The following is an 18,763-nucleotide window of genomic DNA, read 5'->3' as shown; positions in this document are numbered from 1 at the left end:
CTCTACTCCGCCGCCACGCAGGGCAGGCCGCTGCCGGACGCCTGGGTGAGGCGCCGGATCGCCGGCAGCCCGTCCAGGAGGCCGGGGATCGGCTGGGCGGAGGGGCGCGGGCGCCCCGGCAGCGCGGACAGCGCCGCCGCCATCCGCTCGGGCGCGTCCTCGCCCGGCGCCAGGGTCTCGACGAGGCCGAGGCGCGCGGCCGCCTGGGCGCGGATCAGCTGCTCGCGGCGCGGGCGCACCCGCGGCAGGATCAGGGCCGGGCGGTCGAAGGACAGGATCTCGCAGAAGGTGTTGTAGCCGCCCATCGCCACCACGCCCGCGGCGCGGCGCATCAGCCGCTCCAGGCGCACGTCGAAATCGAGGGCCGAGAGGCGCGGATGGCGGGCGATGCGCGCGCTGAGCTCCGCTCGTGCCTCGCCCGGGAAGAACGGCCCGAACACCACCAGCGCCGGGTGGGGCACGGGGTGGGCTTCGTAGGCCCGCACCACCGCCTCGACGAGGTCGACCCCGTCGCCGCCGCCGCCCGGGGTGACGAGCAGGAAGGCATCGCCCCCGGGCTCCGTCTCCGGCGGCGCCTCGCGCCGGAGATAGCCCGTGTAGGTCAGGCGCTCGGCCACGCCCGCCGGCAGCGCGAGCCCGGCGAGCGGCGCGTAGATCTCCCGCAAGCCGTAGATCCAGGCCGCGTCGTAGAGGGGCAGCACCTCGAGCGCGCCCTTGCGCTCCCATTCGGGGGCCAGCAGCGCCGGATCGTCGAGCACGTCGCGCAGACCGAGCACGAGGCGGCAGCCGCGGGCCTTGAGGGGGGCCAGCACCGGCAGCACCTCGCCGTGGAAGCCCGCCGGCTCCTTGTCGACGAGGAAGAGATCCGGGGCGAAGCGCCGGGCGACGTGGCGGATCAGGGCGGCGCGCGTCGCCACCACGGCGTCGAGGTCGTGGCCCGGCCCGTGGCTGCGGTAGGCGCCGCTCTCGAGCTTGATGACGCCCGGCAGCCGGCGGCAGGCGACCCCGGGCGCGAACCGGAAGGCGTGGCTCACGGGTGAGCCGGACAGGATCAGCACCCGCCGGCCCGGCGCATCGGCCACGAGCGCGTGCGCGATTGCGCGCGCCCGGCGCAGGTGCCCGAGCCCGAACGTGTCGTGCGAGTAGATCAGCACCCGCTGCGGCGAGAGGGCCTGCATCGGCCTCACCGGGGGCGGCTCTCGGACAACGGCATCCTGCGACGACCCTTCCGGTGCGGTGCGCCGCGCTCTTCCTAGCGCATCCGCCCCCCGGAGGGCTACCCGGCCCCGCTCAGGAGGGCGGGACGACGTCGATCTGGATCGAGCTGTAGTAGGCCGCGAGGTCGGCGATGTCGGAATCCGTGAGGTCCTTGGCGGCCACCGACATCACCTCGTTCCTGCGGGTGCCGTCGCGGAACTCGCCGAGCGCCTTCACGAGGTAGGGCTCGACCTGGCCCGAGAGGTTCGGCGCGTCGGGCAGCTTCGAGACGCCGTCGAGGCCGTGGCAGGCTTGGCAGGCCACGGCCTTCTTGCGCCCGGCGGCCGCGTCGCCGGCCTCGGCGCCGGTGCCGGCCAGGAGGAGGGCGGCGAGGAGGGCAGGGCGAAGGAGCATGGCGGGCCTTCAGGCTGTCGCGCCGCCCTCGCGCCGGGCGGGACGGCCCGTGAGGAGCGGCGCGGGGCAGCCCTCTCGGGGAGAGGGCTGCCCGCGTTGCATGCGCGACCGTTCGGTCCGCACGAGGGATGTGAGCCGGTGCCTACTTCTCGTAGGAGATCCGGTAGATCGCCCCGACCGTGTCGTCCGAGACGAGCATCGAGCCGTCGGGCAGCGTCGCGAGGTCGACCGGGCGGCCGAGATACTCGCCGCCCTCGGTGAGCCAGCCCTCCGCGAAGGGCTCGGGCTTGCCCGCGCTGCCGTCCTTGTTCACCGGCACGAACATCACCCGGGCGCCGATCGGGGTGGTGCGGTTCCACGAGCCGTGCTCGGCGGTGAAGACCCCGGCCCGGTACTTCTCGGGGAACATCCGGCCCCGGTAGACGAGCAGGCCGAGATCGGCGGCATGCGGGGGCAGCTCGGCCTTCGGCGGCACCACGTCCTGCGGGATCGGGTCGTTCTTGTACTCGACGGTGCGCACCGCGCCGCCGCCGTACCACGGGAAGCCGAAGTTCTGGCCGGGCTTCGTCGCCTGGTTCAGCTCGCCCGGCGGCTGGTCGTCGCCCATGCCGTCCACTTGGTTGTCGGTGAACCACAGGGTCTTGTCGGGCGCAAAGTCGATGCCGACGGAGTTGCGGATGCCGGTGGCGAACACCTCGCGGTTCTTGCCGTCCGCGTCCATCCGGATGATGCCGCCGATGCCGGTCCTGGCGTAGAGGTCGGCCTTCTCCTTCGGCGGCACGTTGTAGGGCTGGCCGAGCGAGACGTAGAGCTTGCCGTCCGGCCCGATGCGGCAGACGCGGGCGGTGTGGTTGTAGCTCTCCTCCGAGACCGGGATCAGCTCGCCCTGCTTGACCACCACGGCGGCGGCCACGTCCGGCCCTTCGTAGAAGAACTCGGCGGCCGGGAACGCCAGCACCCGGTTCTGCTCCACGATGGTCAGCACGCCGTCGCGCGAGAAGCAGACGCCGTTCGGGATCTTGAAGTCGATGCCGGGGGCGAAGACCTTCACCTCGTCGGCAACCCGGTCCTTGTCGCGGTCGGTGACCGTGTAGACCTTGGACTTGCGGGTGCCGACGAAGACCACGCCGGCATTGGGGCCGACCGCGAGCGCGCGGGCGTCGGGCACGAGCGCGTAGAGCTCGATCTTGAAGCCGTCGGGCAGCTTGATCTTCTGCAGCGTCCGGTTGACCGCGTCGGCGCGCCGGCCGGTCTGCGGGATCGGTGCCGGCTCGGCCGCACCGGTGTGCTTGAAGCCCTGCAGCTTCTCCAGGTTGTCGACCTTGGCCTTGGTGTCGCCCGCGGCCGCGTCCTGCGCCGCCGCGACGCCGATCCAGGACACGCTGATCCAGGACACGCTGGCGGCGAGCGCCGCGATCAGTACGGATCTCATCAGGTCCTCCCGTGATCGCCGGCCGATCTGTCGGCCGCGCTTGATTGCCGCGCAATGTATGACGCCCGGGCGCGGCCGCAAGCGGATTTGCGCGCCGGATCGGGGCCGCGCGGACCGTCCGGGACCGGACATTCGCCCCAACACCAGGGATTTGCTGGATTTTCCCGGGGCGACGGCACGCGCGCGGGCGCGCCGCTCACGCCTGTGTGATGAGCGGGGGCAAATCCCGGTCGAAGCCCGTGGCGGCCTCGAAGGCGGCCGCGATGGCGAGGAGGTCGGCCTCGCCGTGGTTGGGGGCCATGAGCTGCAGGCCCATCGGCAGCCCGGCCGGATCGCGGCCCAACGGCAGGCTGATCGCCGGGCAGCCCGCCATCGTCACCGGGATCGCGACCTCCATCCAGCGGTGGTAGGTGTCCATCGGCCGCCCCGCGATCGCGCGCGGCCAGGGCTCCGCGATCGGGAAGGGGAAGACCTGGGCGGAGGGCAGCGCCAGCACGTCGGCCCGCTCGAACAGCCGCAGCACCTGCGCGTACCACGCGCTGCGCACGACGCTCGCGGCGTGGACCGCGTAGGCGTCGAGCCTCAGGCCCTGCTCGACCTCCCACACCGCCTCGGGCTTGAGCTGCCGGCGCGTTTCCGGGTCGCGCCAGTGGGGCGCCAGCGCCGCCCCGGCGAGCCAGGCCCGCAGCACCGTCCAGGCCCGCCAGATCGCCTCCGGGTCGAAGCCCGGCGCCAGCGGCTCGACCCGGGCGCCGAGACCCGCGAAGGTGCGCAGGCCCTGCTCGCACAGGGCGAGGACGCCCGGCTCCATCGGCAGGTGGCCGCCGAGATCGCCGAGCCAGCCGATGCGCAGGCCCGCGAGGTCGCGCGGGCGCGGCGCCGCGAAGGCCTCGGGGTCCTGCCGGATCGCGTGGGGGATGCGCGGGTCGGGGCCGGCCAGCACCGAGAGCAGCAGGCCGAGATCGGCGGTGGTGCGCGCCATCGGGCCGGCCACCGTCAGGTCGGGCAGGAACACCTCGTCGGTGCGCATCGGCACGCGCCCGATCGAGGGGCGCAGGCCCAGCACGCCGTTCCAGGCCGCGGGGTTGCGCAGGGAGCCGGCATGGTCGCTGCCGTCCGCGAGCGGCAGCATGCGCAAGGCCAGCGCCACCCCGGCCCCGCCGCTCGAACCGCCCGCGCTGCGGTCGGGCGCGTAGGCGTTGCGGGTCGCCCCGAAGACCGGATTGACGGTGTGCGAGCCCAGGCCGAATTCCGGCACGTTGGTCTTGCCGATCAGGATCGCGCCGGCCGCGCGCAGGCGGGCGACGTGGGGGGCGTCCTCGGCCGGCACCCGGCCGCGAAACAGCGGCGAGCCCTGCGCCCAGACGAGGCCGGCGGCGGCGGCCGTGTCCTTGACGGCATGCGGCAGGCCGTGGAGCGGCCCGCGCAGGCGGCCGGCCGCGAGATCCCGGTCGGCCGCGTCCGCCTCCGCCAGCAGGGCGTCGGGATCGCGCAGCGACACCACCGCGTTCGCCGCCGGGTTGAGACGGGCGATCTGGTCGAGATGCGCCCGCATCACCTCCCGGGCCGAGACCGCGCGGCTGCGGATCATCCGCGCAAGGTCGGTGGCGGGCCGCAGCACGAGGTCGGGGGTCGGGCTCATCGGGGGCTCCTGGATGTCGCGCCACCGGAGCACGTCCCGATCCGCCCCCGCAAGGCGGCGACGGCATGGCTGTGGCTCCCTGGCTGCACGGCGCGCCGCGATGCTGTAGACTCGCTCCGGGACGGCCGCCCGCCAGAGGCGCCGCCCGCGAGGAAACGCCGGCCCGCCCCGGGCCACCCGGAGGTGCCCCACATGACCCCCGTCTCCCCTCTTGCCCGCGAGACCGCCTCGCCGGCGCCCGCCCTGTGGGAGAGCGTGCCGCTCGAGTGCCTCGCCGCGGCGCTGTTCATCATCGCGGCGGCGGCCCTGCAGCTCGCCGGCATCCTGCCCTGACGTTTCCCCGATCCCGCCCCGAAAAAGTCCCGGGGCGGAGGCGATCCTGCCGAAACGGAATCGCAACCGCTCCGCGGCACGATCCGTGCCTCGGACCTGCGACCCGTGTCGACGCAGGAGGACGAACCGATGCTGATGGCCCTCTTCGGCCGCGCGGCGGAGGCATTCCGCAGCCTCGCCGCATCCCTGACCGATCCTTACCGCCCGGAGCTCCACTACATGCGCGGCCCCGGCCCCCGCTACCGCCAGCGGCACGGGCAATCCTGACTGCACCGCCGCGGTCCCGTCACGGGCGCAGGTCCTCCGGCGCGCAGGCGCCGCGCCAGCGGCCGGTCTGCACCTCGGTGAGCGTCATGTTCTTGCCGCCGAGCCGCATGGACACGCGGCCCTCGAAAGCCTCGGGCGCGAGCCGGTAGACGGCCTTCGCCGAGGGCTGGTTGCGGCCCTCGCAGGCGATCGTGAAGCCGAGGGACTCGCCCTCCTGGCGCAGGTCCGAGACCGGGCAGCCGGCCAGCGGCGTGTTGTCGCTGAGCACCGGCAGGCCCCGAACCGGCACGCCGTCGAGGCACAGGCGCACCCGCTTGCGACTCCCCGTCCCGTCGAGATGCGGCAGGTTGAGGCGCACCTCGACCTCGTAGGCGCCGGGCCGCAGGCGCACCGGCTCCGCGGCCGCGCTCCCCGCCGCCAGCGCCAGCCCCAGAACGGCCGCCCCCTTCGCCATCGCTCGTCTCCTCGCCTCCGGGCCCGCGCCCGGGCATGATCGCGCGCGGGGCGCCGCCCGCGCCTCCCGCTTCTTGCGCCCGAACCCCGGGGGATTCGAGCGCAAGCACCGGGATGCGGGCCGGCCGGGCGCCGCGCCAGAGTGCGGCATCGGCGGCCGGACCCGCCCCCAGGAGATCCGTGATGCGTCTTCTCGATTCCGACACGCTGTCCGACGCTTCGCCAGGCGCTCGGCCCGATGCTTGGCCCGGCACCTCGCCCGATCCCGCGGCGGTCGACGCGGCGCGCTGGGCGGCGCTCGCCCGCCGCGACGCGCGCGCGGACGGCCGTTTCGTCTACTCGGTGCGCACCACCGGCGTGTATTGCCGGCCGAGCTGCCCCGCCCGGGCGGCCAAGCCGGAGCACGTCGCCTTCCACCCGACCTGCGCCGACGCGGAGGCCGCGGGCTTCCGGCCCTGCCGCCGCTGCCGGCCGAACGAGCCGGGGCTCGCCGCGCGCCAGGCCGAGGCCGTCGCCCGGGCCTGCCGGCTGATCGAGGCGGCCGAGACGCCGCCCGCCCTCGACGCGCTGGCCCGCGCGGCCGGGATGAGCCTCTACCACTTCCACCGCGTCTTCCGGCGGATCACCGGCGTCACCCCCCGGGCCTATGCGGGCGCCCGGCGGGCGGCCCGCCTCGCCGCCGGCCTGCAGGAGGCCGGGACCGTGACCGAGGCCATCTTCGAGGCCGGCTTCAACGCGTCGAGCCGCTTCTACGCCTCCGCCTCTGCGCGGCTCGGCATGACCCCCACCGCCTACCGCCGGGGCGGGGCGGGGGCGCGGATCCGCTTCGCCCTCGGCCAGTGCTCGCTCGGCGCCATCCTGGTCGCGGCCACGGAGGCGGGCGTGTGCGCGATCCTGCTCGGGGACGACCCCGAGGCCCTGCTGCGCGACCTGCAGGACCGCTTCCCCCGGGCCGAGCTGAGCGGGGGCGAGCCGGATTTCGACGCCACGGTGGCGCGGGTCGTCGGCCTCGTCGAGGCGCCGCACCGGGCGCGCCTCGACCTGCCGCTCGACATCAACGGCACCGCCTTCCAGCAGCGGGTCTGGCAGGCCCTGCGGGCGATCCCGCCCGGCCGCACCGCGACCTATACGGAGATCGCCCGGGCGATCGGCGAGCCGAAGGCCGTGCGGGCGGTGGCCCAGGCCTGCGGCGCCAACCCGCTCGCCGTCGCCATTCCCTGCCACCGGGTCGTGCGCCACGACGGCGCGCTCTCGGGCTACCGCTGGGGCGTGGCGCGCAAGCGCGCCCTGCTCGCCCGGGAAGGCGCCCGGCAAGGTGCCCAGGAAGGCGCCCAGCTGGAACCGGAGCTGCCCCTGGAGGCGTCCCGGTGAGCGCCGTGCCCGTCGAGGCCCTCGACTGGACCCGGATCGGGGCGGATCTCGAGGCCCATGGCTGCGCCGCCACGGGGCCGCTCCTCGACACGGACGCCTGCGCGCGGCTGCGGGCGCTCTACCCGCAGGACGCGCCCTTCCGCAGCCGCATCGTCATGGCCCGGCACGGCTTCGGGCGGGGCGAATACAAGTACTACGCCTATCCGCTGCCCGCGCCGCTCGAGGACCTGCGCAGCGCGCTCTATGCGCGGCTCGCCCCGCTCGCCGACCGCTGGAACGCCGCGATGGGCCTGCCCGTGCGCTACCCGGCGGCGCATGCGGATTTTCTCGCCCGCTGCCGGCAGGCGGGCCAGACCCGGCCGACGCCGCTCCTGCTGCGCTACGGCGAGGGGGACTACAACTGCCTGCATCAGGACGTGTACGGCGAGCACGTCTTCCCGCTGCAGGTGGCGATCCTGCTCTCGGCGCCGGGGCGCGACTTCACGGGCGGCGAGTTCGTGCTCACCGAGCAGCGCCCGCGGATGCAGTCGCGGGCCGAGGTGGTGCCGCTGGGGCAGGGGGAGGGCGTGATCTTCGCGGTCCGCCACCGGCCGGTGCAGGGCACGCGCGGCACCTACCGGGTCGCCCTGCGCCACGGGGTCAGCCGCGTGCGCTCGGGCGAGCGCTACACGACCGGCCTGATCTTCCACGACGCCGCCTGAGGCCCGCGTGGCCTCAGCGCCGCTTCGGGGCGGGTCCGGGCGGCGGGGGCGGCTCTTCTCCGCCGCCGCCCACCGCGCTCTTGATGGCGAAGGCGACGAGGGGGCCGGCCACGTCGACGATCTCGGCCCGCGCGAAGCCCGCCTTCGGGTCGAGGCTGCCCACCAGCATCACCACCTTGCCCTCGGTCTTGGCAAGGTCCGCCGAGCCGTCCGTGATCGCGACCGGCCTGCCGGAGATCTCCTCGCCCTTGGGATCGTTGGTGAAGAGCACGACGAGCTTGCCCTCGCGGGCCACGCCCACGTAGCAGACCTCCTTGTCGCTGCGGCAGGGGAAGAGGGCGCCCGCGGTGGCGTCCGGCGGCGGCGCCTCCTTGGGCGGGGGCGGGGCCTTGGGGGCGGGGCGCTGCTGGGCGGCGGCCGGGGCGGCGAGGGCGGCAAGCGCCGCGGCGGCGAGGAACGGTCGCATCGTCGTCAAAAGTCTGTCTCCTCCGCGAGCCCCCGAGACTGGCGGGAAACCGCGTCCCGTCAAGGTGCGCGCGAGCCGGATCGCCCCCCGGGCGGGCGCGGAACGGATGGCCGAGCTTGGCGTTGTAGGCGGATTCCGTCCCCGTCCTCCGGAGGTGCCCGTGCGCATCCGCCCCCTGATGCTGGCCCTCTGCCTCCTCGTCGGCCTTTGCGGCTGGGCCGCAGCCTCGCCGCTGCTGCCGCGCGCCGCCGCGACCGTCGCCCTCGACCAGCCCTCCGGCGTCGAGACGGCGCGCTGGCGCCGCCACCGCCACTGGCGGCACCGCCGGCACTGGCGCCGCCATCACCATTACCGGCGCCACTGGCACCATCGCCGGCACTGGCACCGGCGCTACCACCACCGCCGCCACTGGCATCGCCGCCACACCCATCGGCTGCACGCTCCCCGGACCCTGCGCTTCAGCCGCCCGGCGGCGATGCGCACCTGGATCGAGCCCCGCCCGGCGGCCGGGCGCTGATCCGGCATGGCCGGCCCGCAGCCGCCTTCCGACGCGCCCGGACCCCGCCGCGACTGGCTCGACCTCGGCGGGGCGGGCGAGGCGCGCCCGCAGCCCGCGCCGGCCCCCGGGCTCGCGGCGCGGCTCTCCGGGCAGGGCCGGCGCGCCTGGAGCGGCGCACGGGCCGGGGCGGCCGCCGCCGGGGCCGGGCTGCGCCGCCTCGGCGCGCACCCGGCGGCCCGCCGCGCGGCCGCCGCCGGGGCGGCCGCCTGGGCGCCGGTGCGGGCGCTCGGCGCGCGCGTGCCGTGGCGGCGTGTGCCCTGGGGGCGCGCCGCCGCGTTCTCGGTCGCGGCCGTGATCGGCCTCTGCCTCCTCACTCTCGTCCACGCCCTCGCGACCCTGCCGGTGAACGGCGGCCTCGTCGTCGAGCCCACCGCCTCCGCGCTGGTGCTGCGGGCGGAGGGAGGGCAGGCCTTCGCCACGCGCGGCGTCATCAAGGGCGCCAAGCTCGGCCCCCGCGAGGTGCCGAAGGTGCTGGCGCAGGCCATCGTCGCCATCGAAGACCGGCGCTTCTACGAGCATGACGGCATCGACCTGCGCGGCCTGATGCGGGCGGCGTTCCGCAACCTCGCGGCGGGCGGCACCCGCGAGGGCGGCAGCACGCTGACCCAGCAGCTCGTGCGGATGAACTACCTCTCGCAGGACCGCACCCTGAAGCGGAAGGTGCAGGAGGCGGTGCTGGCCCTGTGGCTCGAATCGCAGCTGCCCAAGGACGAGATCCTCACCCGCTACCTCAACACCGCGTATTTCGGGGCGGGCGTCTACGGCGCCGACGCGGCGGCGCAGCGCTATTTCGGCAAGCCCGCCCGGGACCTCGCCCTGAGCGAGGCCGCGATGCTGGCCGGGCTGGTGCGCGCGCCCTCGCAGCTCGCCCCCCACCGCAACCTCGACGGGGCCCGCGGCCGGGCCGCCCAGGTGCTCGACGCGATGGCGGAGACCGGCGCGATCACCGCGGCGGAGGCGGAGGCGGCCCGCAAGAATCCCGCCGCCGTGCAGGTGCCCACCGAGACCCCGGTGGGCACCAACTACTTCGTCGACCTCGCGGCCGAGCAGGCCAAGGCGCTGATCGGCGCCGGGCCGGCGGACGCCACGCTGCGCACCACCCTCGACCTGACGCTCCAGAACATCGCCGAGAGCGTGCTCGCCCGCCGCCTCGACCAGGACGGCGAGCGCCGCAGGATCTCGCAGGGCGCGCTCGTGGCGATGGCGCCGGACGGGGCGATCCTCGCGCTGGTGGGCGGGCGCGACTACGCCGAGAGCCAGTTCAACCGGGTGACGCAGGCGCGCCGCCAGCCGGGCTCGCTGTTCAAGCTGTTCGTCTACCTGACCGCCTTGCGCAACGGCTACCAGCCCGATTCGGTGATGGTCGACCGCCCGACCCAGGTCGGCGAGTGGGAGCCCGAGAATTACGGCGGGCGCTACCGCGGGGCCGTCAGCCTGCGCACCGCCTTCGCGCAGTCGATCAACACCGTGGCGGTGCAGCTCGCCGAGGCGGTGGGCATCCCGGCCGTGATCGCCACCGCCAAGGGCCTCGGCATCCAGGCCGAGCTGCCGAACCTGCCGAGCCTCGCGCTCGGCTCCGCCGAGACGACGCTCCTCGACCTCACCCGCGCCTACGCGGCAGTGGCGGCCGGCGCCGAGAGCGTCGAGCCCTACGCGATCCGCCAGATCGCCGCCCGCGACCAGACGCTCTACACGCGGCCCGCCACCGCGCTCAGCCCCATGCGCGACCCGGCCGCCCGGGCCGGGATGGTCGACCTCCTCGCCGCCGTGGTGCGCGAGGGCACCGGCAAGGGCGCCCGGGTGGCGGTGCCCTCCGGGGGCAAGACCGGCACCACCCAGGACAACCGCGACGCGTGGTTCATCGGCTTCACGGCCGATCTCGTGGTCGGGGTCTGGCTCGGCAACGACGACAATGCGCCGATGGAGGGCGTCACCGGCGGCGACCTGCCGGCGGCGATCTGGCGGGACTTCGTCACCCAGGCCCTGGCGGTGCGGGCGAAGGCGAAGCCCGACCGCCCGGGCGCGCGCCGGCAGGAGGCTCGCCAGGAGGTCCCTCAAGAGACCCGTCCGGAGCCCCCGCGCGAGGTGTCGGCCGAGGCCGAGGACCCGCGGGCGGGGCGGGGGGTGCGCGGCACGCCGACGGTGATCGACACCGGCACGCTCGATTTCGACGGGCTGACCGTGCGGCTGCAGGGCGTCGAGGGCTTGGGCGGGCGCAACGCCCGCGAACTCGGCCGGTACCTGCGCCGCCGCGACGTCGCCTGCCAGCCCGCCGCCGAGGGCGCCTATCGCTGCAGCCTCGACGGCCACGACCTCTCGGAGCTGATCCTGTTCAACGGCGGCGGGCGCGCCAGCGCCGAGGCCACCCCGGACCTGCGCGCCGCCGAGGAGCAGGCCCGCTCGAACCGGATCGGGATCTGGCGGCGTTAGGGGCGGGGCCCGATCCCCGTCGCCGGTCCCGGGACGGACCGCTCGCCGTCGCGGGCGGCGAGGGGAAGCGCCCGACGCCGCGGGACCACACAGGGCCGTGCGACCGATGACTCTCCGCTCCCGCTACGAGCAGGCCGTGCGCGACCTGCAGGCGCGCGTCGCCGAGATGCGGCGGGACGGCCTGTCCAGCGAGGCCATCGCCCGGAGCGTGCATGCGGAGCGCAGGCGCTTGGCCGTGCTCTTCAAGAGGCTCACGCCGGAGCCGTACCGGACCCGCATCTACGCGCGGACGCTCGCCGTCTACGGAAGCGAGGACGGCCCCTCGATCGCGTTCCTGAGAGCGCAGGGCAAGTCGTGGGAGGCCATCATCGAGAGCGCGACCCGTCCGGGCCCGATGATCGGATCGGGGGGCGAACGGGCGGACGACTGACGGCCTGCCGGCGGACGGGTGCGGCCTCCGTCAGCGCCCCTCCGTCAGCGCCCGTCCGCCAGCAGGCCCGCCGCGAGGCACCTGAAGGCCTCGATCGCCTTGGCGAGGACGGCGCGGGGCTCGTCGGACGCCGCGACCCAGAGGGCGGCGTTGAGCGCCGCCCCGTTGATCAGCCGGGCGGCGGCCTCGGCGTCCACCGGCCGCACCGTGCCCGCATCGATCAGCGACTGGATCGTCTCGGTGGTCGTGCGCAGGCAGGCGGTCTGGCCCGGCCACTGCGAGGGATCGCCGAGCACCGCCGGCCCGTCCAGCAGCACGATCCGCTGGATCTCCGGCTCCAGCGCCAGCTCGATATAGGCCACCCCTTCCTCCAGGAAGCCGAGCCAGGGCGTGGCCGCCCGGGACCGGGCGGCCCGCGCCGCGGCCACCATCTCGGCGTCGAGCGCGTCGATCACGGCCCGCAACAGGCCCTTCTTGTCGCCGAAATGGTGGTAGAGCGCCCCCCGCGTCAGCCCGGCCGCGGCGGTCAGGTCGTCCATCGAGGCCGCCGCGTAGCCCTTCTCCGCGAAGGCCGCCCGTGCCGCCCGGACCAGCTTGGCCCGGGTCTCCTCCATGCGTGCGCGCCGTCCCGCCGCCATCCCCGCCTCGATTCTCTCGCATACGCCGCGTATGCGGGTTGACATACGCCTCGTATGCAGCGATCTCACCGCATACGAGGCGTATATGAACCGTGCCTCGCCGCCGGAAAAGGCTTGCCGGCTCACGCGACAGGAGACGGACCATGACGAAGCGCGACGCGATCGTCCCGCCCGGCCGGCAGCACCTCTACGAGAAGCACCGCTACTCCGCGGCGATCCGCTCGGGCGACCTGCTCTTCGTCTCCGGGCAGGTCGGCAGCCGCGAGGACGGATCTCCCGAGCCGGACTACGAAAAACAGGTCCGGCTGGCCTTCCACCGGCTGAATGCGGTGCTGGAGGCGGCCGGCTGCACCTTCGACGACGTGGTGGACGTGACCACCTTCCACACCGACCCGGAGACGCAGTTCGAGACGATGATGAGGGTCCGCGACGGCGTGATCGGCGCGCCGCCCTATCCCAACTGGACCGCCGTGGGCGTGACGTGGCTCGCGGGCTTCGACTTCGAGATCAAGGTCATCGCCCGCATCCCCCGGCCGGCCTGACGACGTCGTGCTGCTCTCGCTGCTGCCGACCCTCGTCGTGCTCGTCGGCACCATGGTGATGCTGGGCCTGACCTGGCCGGCGCTGGGCGCGCTCGAGGGCGCGACGACGGCGCTGTACGTCGTCACGGCCGGCCTGCTGGCGACCCGGGTGATCGAGCCGGCGGCCGCGCTCGCGAACGCCCTCGACACCCGGCTCGGCGGGGTGCTGAGCGACGCGACCGGCACCAACGCCGTGGTCAAGGCCTTCGGCGCGGAGGCCCGCGAGGACGAGCGGCTGGCCCGTATCCTGGCCAAGTGGCGCCAGCGCACGCACCGGACCTCCCGGCCGGGCGCCGGGTGGGCCTCGTCGGGCGCTTCGGCTCCGGCAAGACCACCTTCGTCAAGCTGATCCAGCGGCTCCACGATGTCGCGGGTGGGCGCATCCTCATCGACGGGCAGGACGTGGCGCGGGCGACGCAGGGGTCGCTGCGCGCGCAGATCGCCATCGTGCCGCAGGAGCCGGTGCTGTTCCACCGCACGCTCGCCGAGACCATCGCCTACGGCCGCCCCGGCGCCACGGCGGAGGAGATCGAGCGGGCGGCCCGGCTGGCCAACGCGCACGACTTCATCGCGCGGCTGCCGAAGGGCTATGCGACGCTGGCCGGCGAGCGCGGGGTGAAGCTGTCGGGCGGCGAGCGCCAGCGGGTCGCGCTCGCGCGCCGTCCTGGCGGACGCGCCGATCCTGATCCTCGACGAGGCGACCTCCAGCCTGGACTCGGAATCGGAGGCGCTGATCCAGGAGGCGATGGAGCGGCTGATGCGGGGGCGCACCGCGATCGTGATCGCGCACCGGCTCTCGACGGTCCGCGCCCTCGACCGCATCCTGGTGTTCGACCGCGGCCGCATCGTCGAGGACGGCCCGCACGCGGCGCTGATGCGCCGCCCGCACGGCGCCTCCCGGGCGCTGTTCGAGCGGCAGGCGGCGCAGGCCGAGAGCGCCTGAGCGCGCCGCCCGCAGGAACCCATACCCCTAGGGAGCATTGGACCTTCGCCCGCGAGGGCCGGTCCAGCAGATCTCCCCGGAGGAGGGCACGTCATGGCGCAGCAGATCCCGGTCTCCCCCGAGGCGCGGGCCGACGGGCCGGCGGGTCCGGACGGCACCCACGCGCTGGGGCCCGACATCGCCTATCTGCGGCACGCCATCGTCAACGTGGTGTTCGTGGGCCGGCCGGGGGCGGGGGACCGGGGCTGGGTGCTGGTCGATGCCGGCATCCCGGGCGCCCGCCGGGCGATCGAGAAGGCCGCCGCCGCCCGCTTCGGCGAGGGGGCGCGGCCCGCCGCGATCCTGCTCACCCACGGCCATTTCGACCATGTCGGCACGGTGGAGGACCTGGCGATGGCCTGGGACGCGCCGGTCTACGCGCACCGGCTGGAACAGCCCTACCTCGACGGCAGCGCCGCCTATCCGGCGCCGGACCCGAGCGTGGGCGGGGGGCTGTTCGCGCTGATCTCGCCGCTCTTCCCGACCAAGCCCGTCGATCTCGGCGAGCGCCTGCGCCGTCTGCCGGAGGACGGCAGCGTGCCGCCGCTGCCGGGCTGGCGCTGGCTGCACACGCCCGGCCACTCCCCCGGCCACGTCTCGTTCTGGCGGTCCGAGGACCGGCTGCTGGTGGCGGGCGACGCCTTCGTCACCACCGCGCAGGAATCCGTCTACGCGGTCGCCGTGCAGGAGACCGAGCTGCACGGGCCGCCGAAATACCTCACCGTCGACTGGGAGGCCGCCCGAAGCTCGGTCGAGGCGCTGGCGCGCCTCGGCCCCGAGACCGCCGTCACCGGCCACGGCCGGCCCCTGCGCGGGCCGGACCTGCGCGAGGGGCTCGACCGGCTCGCCCGCGACTTCGCCCTCGTGGCCGTGCCCCGCGACGGACGCTACGTCGAGAGGCCCGCCCGGCCCGAGGACGGCACGGCCTACCGGCGGCCGTGACGGCCGCCAGCACCAGCGCCGCGGTCGCGCGGGCCGCCTCAGGCGACGGTGTAGCCGCCGTCGATCACCAGCACCTGGCCGGTGTGGTAGGCCGAGGCCCCGCTCATCAGGTACACGGCGATGCCCGCGAAATCCTCCGGCCGGCCGAAGCGGCGGGCGGGGATGCGCGGCAGGTTGAGGGCCACGAACTTCTCGTTGGCCATCAGGCCCGCGGTCATGTCGCTCTCGATCCAGCCCGGCAGGATCGCGTTGGCGGTGACGCCGTAGCGGGCGAGTTCCACCGCGAGCGCCCGCACCATGGCGTTGAGCGCCCCCTTGGTGGCGCCGTAATGCTCGTTGCGGGCCGCGCCCAGCAGCGAGGCCACGCTCGACGTGGCGACGAGCCGCCCGAAGGCGTCGCCCGCCGCCGCCCGTTCCGCCATGTGGCGGGCCGCCGCCTGGAAGGCGTGCACCACGCCGTCGAGGTTGATCGCGAAGGTGTGCCGCCACTCCTCGGGCTCGCGCTCCAGGAAGGAGCGGCGCCCGCCCCCCGCCACGCCCGCATTGGCGAACAGCCCGTCGACCCGCCCGAACCGGGCCAGCACCGCGTCGAAGGCGGCCTGCACCGCCGCCGCGTCCGCCACGTCGCAGACCCGGGTGTCCACCGCGGCGCCGGTCCCGGCGAGGCGGGCCGCCGCGGCGGCGTTCTTGTCCGGATCGCGCCCCCAGAGCGAGACCGCGCAGCCCGCCCGCGCCAGCCCCTCCGCCATCCCCAGCCCGATGCCGCCGTTGCCGCCCGTCACCACCGCGACCCGGCCGCTGAGATCGAACGCCTGCGCCATGCTGCCTCCCCGGGGCGCCCGTTCCCCCTCGTGCCGGGCGGGCGCGCGGCCACCCTCGGCCAAAGCCGCACGGGCCACAAGGGGACCGCGTTCGACGGTCCGGAATGGTCTTTGCGCCGGGGCCGAGGCGCGTCGGTCGAGCATCGGGTACGGCCTTGGAGCGTCGACGCGCGCCGTGCGCGCATGCCACACATGGCACCCGCGCGCTTGCACCGCGGCGCCCGCGACCGGATCTATGCACGCACAGGGGGAGCACCCGACCGCATCCAGGAGTCCCGGCCATGCCGCCACTCTCCGTCCTCGACCTCGCGCCCGTTCCGCAGGGGGCGACGCCCGGCGACGCGTTGCGCAACGCGCTCGACCTCGCGCAACACGCCGACCGCTGGGGCTTCACCCGCTACTGGGTGGCCGAGCACCACAACATGGTGGGCATCGCCAGCGCCGCGACCGCCGTGGTGATCGGCTACATCGCGGGCGGCACGCACCGCATCGGGGTGGGGGCGGGCGGCATCATGCTGCCGAACCATGCGCCGCTGGTGATCGCCGAGCAGTTCGGCACGCTGGCCTCGCTCTATCCCGGCCGCATCGACCTCGGCCTCGGGCGCGCGCCCGGCACCGACCAGCGCACCCTGCGGGCCCTGCGCCGCGATCCCGCCGCCGCCGACACCTTCCCGCAGGACGTGCTCGAACTGCAGACCCTGCTCGGTCCGCTGGAGCCCGGCCGCACCGTGCAGGCGGTGCCCGGCACCGGCACCGCGGTGCCGCTCTGGATCCTCGGCTCCAGCCTGTTCGGGGCGCAGCTCGCCGCGGTGCTGGGATTGCCCTACGCCTTCGCGTCGCACTTCGCGCCCGACGCCCTGATGCAGGCCCTGGAGGTCTACCGCGCGCGCTTCCAGCCCTCGGCGCAGTGCCCGCGGCCTTACGCGATGATCGGCGCCAACGTGATCGCGGCCGAGACGGAGACGGAGGCGCGGCGCCTGTTCACCTCGGCCCAGCAGAGCTTCACCAACATCTTCCGCGGTACCCGCGGGCTGCTCCCGCCCCCCATCGACGACATCGAGACCTACTGGTCGGGCCACGAGAAGGTGCAGGCGTCCGCCATGCTGGCCTGCTCGGTGGTGGGCTCCCCCGAGACCGTGCGCCAGGGCCTCGCCGCGCTTGCCGCCCGCACCCAGGCCGACGAGATCATGGTCGCGGCGGCGATCCACGACCACCGCGCGCGCCTGCGCTCCTACGAGATCCTGGCGGAGATCCAGCGGGCGCAGGCGCCGCGCGAGCCCGTCCCGGCCTGACGCCCGCGCGTTGACCCGGCTTTGCGCGCCCCATAGGGTGCGCGCCTCGTTCTCCTCAAGCCAGGACAGCCGCGCGCCCCGCGCGCCCCGCCGCGTTCATGCCCGCACTCCGCACCGACCCCACCCTCCTCGACGCCGCCGCGACCTCCGCGGCGTGGCCCTTCGAGGAGGCGCGCAAGATCGTCGCCCGGCTGGAGCGGAGCCCGAAACCCGAGGTGCTGTTCGAGACCGGCTACGGGCCGTCGGGCCTGCCGCATATCGGCACCTTCGGGGAGGTGGCGCGCACCTCGATGGTGCGCCACGCCTTCCGGGTGCTCACGGACGACGCGGTGCCGACCCGGCTCATCGCCTTCTCGGACGACATGGACGGCCTGCGCAAGGTGCCGGACAACGTGCCGAACCGCGAGAGGCTGGCCCGCGCCCTCAACCTGCCGCTGACCCGGGTGCCGGACCCGTTCGGCACCCACGACAGCTTCGGGGCGCACAACAACGCGGAGCTGCGCCGCTTCCTCGATTCCTTCGGCTTCGACTACGAGTTCCGCTCGGCGACCGAGTGCTACCGCGCCGGGCTGTTCGACGCGACGCTCCTGCGGGTGCTGGAGCGCTACGACGCCGTGATGGCGGTGATGCTGCCCTCGCTGCGGGCGGAGCGCTCGGCCTCCTACTCGCCGTTCCTGCCGCTCCACCCGGTCACCGGCCACGTCATGCAGGTGCCGATCGACGAGGTGAAGGTGGCCTCCGGCACGATCGTCTGGCGCGATCCCGCCACGGGCGAGCGCTACGAGACGCCGGTCACGGGCGGCCACGCCAAGCTGCAGTGGAAGCCCGACTGGGCGATGCGCTGGGTGGCGCTCGGCGTCGATTACGAGATGGCCGGCAAGGACCTGATCGATTCGGTCAAGCTCTCGGGGCAGATCGCCCGCGTGCTCGGGGCCGAGCCGCCGGAGGGCTTCAACTACGAGCTCTTCCTCGACGAGAAGGGCCAGAAGATCTCGAAGTCGAAGGGCAACGGGCTCACCATCGACGAGTGGCTGGCCTACGGCACGCCCGAGAGCCTCGCGCTGTTCATGTACACCAAGCCGCGCGAGGCCAAGCGCCTGCACTTCGACGTGATCCCCCGCCACGTGGACGACTACCTGTCGTTCCTGGAGAAGTTTCCCGGCCAGGAGCCGAAGCTGCAGCTCGGCAACCCGGTCTGGCACATCCATGCGGGCGCGCCGCCCGCGCCGGAGCGCGCGGCGGGCGGGGGGGCGATCACCTTCGGGATGCTGCTCAACCTCGTGGCGGTGGCCAATACCGAGGATCCGGACGTGCTCTGGGGCTTCATCCGCCGCTACGCGCCGGAGGCCTCGCCGCAGACGCAGCCGCGCCTCGACCGGCTGGTGCACCACGCCGTGCGCTACTTCCGCGACTTCGTGCGCCCGGCCAAGACCTACCAGGCCCCGGACGCGGCCGCCGCCGCGGCGCTGGCGGACCTCTCCGACACCCTCGCCCCCGTCGAGGGCTCGACGGACCCGGAGGCGCTGCAGGCCGTCGTCTACGAGGTCGGCCGGCGGCACTACCCGGACCTGTCCGGCAAGGCCAAGAGCCCGGACGGGCGCCCCGGCGTGGCGCAGACGTGGTTCACGACCCTCTACGCCACCCTGCTCGGCGAGGCCCGCGGCCCCCGCTTCGGCTCCTTCGTGGCGCTCTACGGCGTGGCCGAGACCCGGGCGCTGATCGCCCGGGCGCTCTCGGGCGCGCTCGCCCAGGAGCACGCCGCCTTCCTGGCCGGCCGCGAGCGGAGCGCGGCCGAGTAGGGGCGGCGCGCCG

General features: G+C 74.9%; 19 protein-coding genes and 1 pseudogene. 12 read left to right on the top strand and 8 right to left on the bottom strand.

The genetic code is table 11. From position 1 onward, the window contains the following. Window positions 1–2: 2 nt before the first annotated feature. From MFF61_RS23020 to MFF61_RS23005, 4 genes are all read right to left on the bottom strand, one after another. Window positions 3–1,178, bottom strand: a complete 1,176-nt coding sequence (locus tag MFF61_RS23020; RefSeq protein ID WP_238239379.1) for a glycosyltransferase family protein — start codon at window positions 1,176–1,178, stop codon at window positions 3–5. Between the two features lie 112 nt (window positions 1,179–1,290). Continuing rightward, on the bottom strand, window positions 1,291–1,611 hold the full coding sequence (locus MFF61_RS23015; RefSeq protein ID WP_238239377.1) for a c-type cytochrome: 321 nt from the start codon (window positions 1,609–1,611) through the stop codon (window positions 1,291–1,293). A 142-nt stretch (window positions 1,612–1,753) separates the two neighbouring features. Next, complete coding sequence (locus MFF61_RS23010) at window positions 1,754–3,043, bottom strand: PQQ-dependent sugar dehydrogenase (RefSeq protein WP_238239375.1); 1,290 nt, start codon at window positions 3,041–3,043, stop codon at window positions 1,754–1,756. A 196-nt stretch (window positions 3,044–3,239) separates the two neighbouring features. Next, the gene (locus MFF61_RS23005) at window positions 3,240–4,685 is read right to left on the bottom strand and encodes an amidase (RefSeq protein ID WP_238239373.1); all 1,446 of its coding nucleotides are present in this window, start codon (window positions 4,683–4,685) and stop codon (window positions 3,240–3,242) included. Window positions 4,686–4,877: 192 nt separating this feature from the next. On the opposite strand from MFF61_RS23005, the gene MFF61_RS23000 reads away from it, so the two are divergent. Both MFF61_RS23000 and MFF61_RS22995 read left to right on the top strand, forming a co-directional pair. Continuing rightward, complete coding sequence (locus MFF61_RS23000; RefSeq protein WP_238239371.1) at window positions 4,878–5,018, top strand: hypothetical protein; 141 nt, start codon at window positions 4,878–4,880, stop codon at window positions 5,016–5,018. Window positions 5,019–5,147: 129 nt separating this feature from the next. Beyond that, entirely contained in the window at window positions 5,148–5,285 is a 138-nt protein-coding gene (locus MFF61_RS22995) for a hypothetical protein (RefSeq protein WP_238239369.1), read from the top strand. Window positions 5,286–5,304: 19 nt separating this feature from the next. On the opposite strand, the gene MFF61_RS22990 is transcribed toward MFF61_RS22995, so the two are convergent. Next, on the bottom strand, window positions 5,305–5,739 hold the full coding sequence (locus MFF61_RS22990) for a DUF3617 domain-containing protein (protein ID WP_238239367.1): 435 nt from the start codon (window positions 5,737–5,739) through the stop codon (window positions 5,305–5,307). Between the two features lie 182 nt (window positions 5,740–5,921). Here MFF61_RS22990 and ada point away from each other — a divergent pair, with 182 nt between their 5' ends. Then, window positions 5,922–7,109, top strand: a complete 1,188-nt coding sequence (gene ada / locus MFF61_RS22985; RefSeq protein WP_238239365.1) for a bifunctional DNA-binding transcriptional regulator/O6-methylguanine-DNA methyltransferase Ada — start codon at window positions 5,922–5,924, stop codon at window positions 7,107–7,109. Beyond that, entirely contained in the window at window positions 7,106–7,810 is a 705-nt protein-coding gene (locus MFF61_RS22980; protein WP_238239362.1) for a 2OG-Fe(II) oxygenase, read from the top strand. Before ada ends, MFF61_RS22980 begins: the two co-directional genes overlap by 4 nt. Before the next feature lie 13 nt (window positions 7,811–7,823). On the opposite strand, the gene MFF61_RS22975 is transcribed toward MFF61_RS22980, so the two are convergent. Beyond that, window positions 7,824–8,276 carry a hypothetical protein gene (locus MFF61_RS22975; RefSeq protein WP_238239690.1) on the bottom strand — a complete coding sequence of 151 codons (453 nt, stop codon included), beginning with the start codon at window positions 8,274–8,276 and terminating at the stop codon, window positions 7,824–7,826. Window positions 8,277–8,436: 160 nt separating this feature from the next. On the opposite strand from MFF61_RS22975, the gene MFF61_RS22970 reads away from it, so the two are divergent. The 3 genes from MFF61_RS22970 to MFF61_RS22960 all read left to right on the top strand — a co-directional run bounded on the left by MFF61_RS22970 (window position 8,437) and on the right by MFF61_RS22960 (window position 11,695). Next, window positions 8,437–8,793: a hypothetical protein gene (locus MFF61_RS22970; protein ID WP_238239359.1), complete on the top strand. Its 357-nt coding sequence runs from the start codon at window positions 8,437–8,439 to the stop codon at window positions 8,791–8,793. A gap of 6 nt (window positions 8,794–8,799) precedes the next feature. Beyond that, complete coding sequence (locus MFF61_RS22965; protein WP_238239356.1) at window positions 8,800–11,265, top strand: PBP1A family penicillin-binding protein; 2,466 nt, start codon at window positions 8,800–8,802, stop codon at window positions 11,263–11,265. A gap of 106 nt (window positions 11,266–11,371) precedes the next feature. Continuing rightward, window positions 11,372–11,695, top strand: coding sequence for a cell wall-binding protein (locus MFF61_RS22960; RefSeq protein WP_238239352.1), 324 nt, complete (start codon window positions 11,372–11,374; stop codon window positions 11,693–11,695). 44 nt (window positions 11,696–11,739) lie between these two features. Here MFF61_RS22960 and MFF61_RS22955 read toward each other — a convergent pair whose 3' ends face one another. Continuing rightward, on the bottom strand, window positions 11,740–12,333 hold the full coding sequence (locus tag MFF61_RS22955) for a TetR/AcrR family transcriptional regulator (RefSeq protein ID WP_238239350.1): 594 nt from the start codon (window positions 12,331–12,333) through the stop codon (window positions 11,740–11,742). A gap of 143 nt (window positions 12,334–12,476) precedes the next feature. Here MFF61_RS22955 and MFF61_RS22950 point away from each other — a divergent pair, with 143 nt between their 5' ends. The 3 genes and pseudogenes from MFF61_RS22950 to MFF61_RS22940 all read left to right on the top strand — a co-directional run bounded on the left by MFF61_RS22950 (window position 12,477) and on the right by MFF61_RS22940 (window position 14,838). Continuing rightward, a complete protein-coding gene (locus tag MFF61_RS22950; RefSeq protein ID WP_238239348.1) occupies window positions 12,477–12,875 on the top strand; it encodes a RidA family protein in 399 nt (132 codons plus the stop codon). Beyond that, a pseudogene (locus MFF61_RS22945) lies at window positions 12,874–13,857 on the top strand (ABC transporter ATP-binding protein); the annotation flags it as partial. The gene MFF61_RS22950 and the pseudogene MFF61_RS22945, both read left to right, overlap by 2 nt. A 93-nt stretch (window positions 13,858–13,950) precedes the next feature. Then, entirely contained in the window at window positions 13,951–14,838 is an 888-nt protein-coding gene (locus MFF61_RS22940) for an MBL fold metallo-hydrolase (RefSeq protein ID WP_238239345.1), read from the top strand. A 38-nt stretch (window positions 14,839–14,876) separates the two neighbouring features. Here the strand turns inward: MFF61_RS22940 and MFF61_RS22935 are convergent, their stop codons facing one another. Continuing rightward, the gene (locus MFF61_RS22935) at window positions 14,877–15,659 is read right to left on the bottom strand and encodes an SDR family NAD(P)-dependent oxidoreductase (RefSeq protein ID WP_238239343.1); all 783 of its coding nucleotides are present in this window, start codon (window positions 15,657–15,659) and stop codon (window positions 14,877–14,879) included. A gap of 281 nt (window positions 15,660–15,940) precedes the next feature. Between MFF61_RS22935 and MFF61_RS22930 the strand changes: the two genes are divergently transcribed. After that, the gene (locus tag MFF61_RS22930; protein ID WP_238239341.1) at window positions 15,941–16,951 is read left to right on the top strand and encodes an LLM class flavin-dependent oxidoreductase; all 1,011 of its coding nucleotides are present in this window, start codon (window positions 15,941–15,943) and stop codon (window positions 16,949–16,951) included. A gap of 98 nt (window positions 16,952–17,049) precedes the next feature. Beyond that, the gene (locus MFF61_RS22925; RefSeq protein WP_238239339.1) at window positions 17,050–18,750 is read left to right on the top strand and encodes a lysine--tRNA ligase; all 1,701 of its coding nucleotides are present in this window, start codon (window positions 17,050–17,052) and stop codon (window positions 18,748–18,750) included. The last annotated feature ends 13 nt before the right edge of the window (window positions 18,751–18,763 follow it).

The organism is Methylobacterium isbiliense, assembly GCF_022179325.1.
GTDB lineage: Bacteria > Pseudomonadota > Alphaproteobacteria > Rhizobiales > Beijerinckiaceae > Methylobacterium > Methylobacterium isbiliense.
This window is presented reverse-complemented; position numbering and strand designations above follow the sequence as displayed.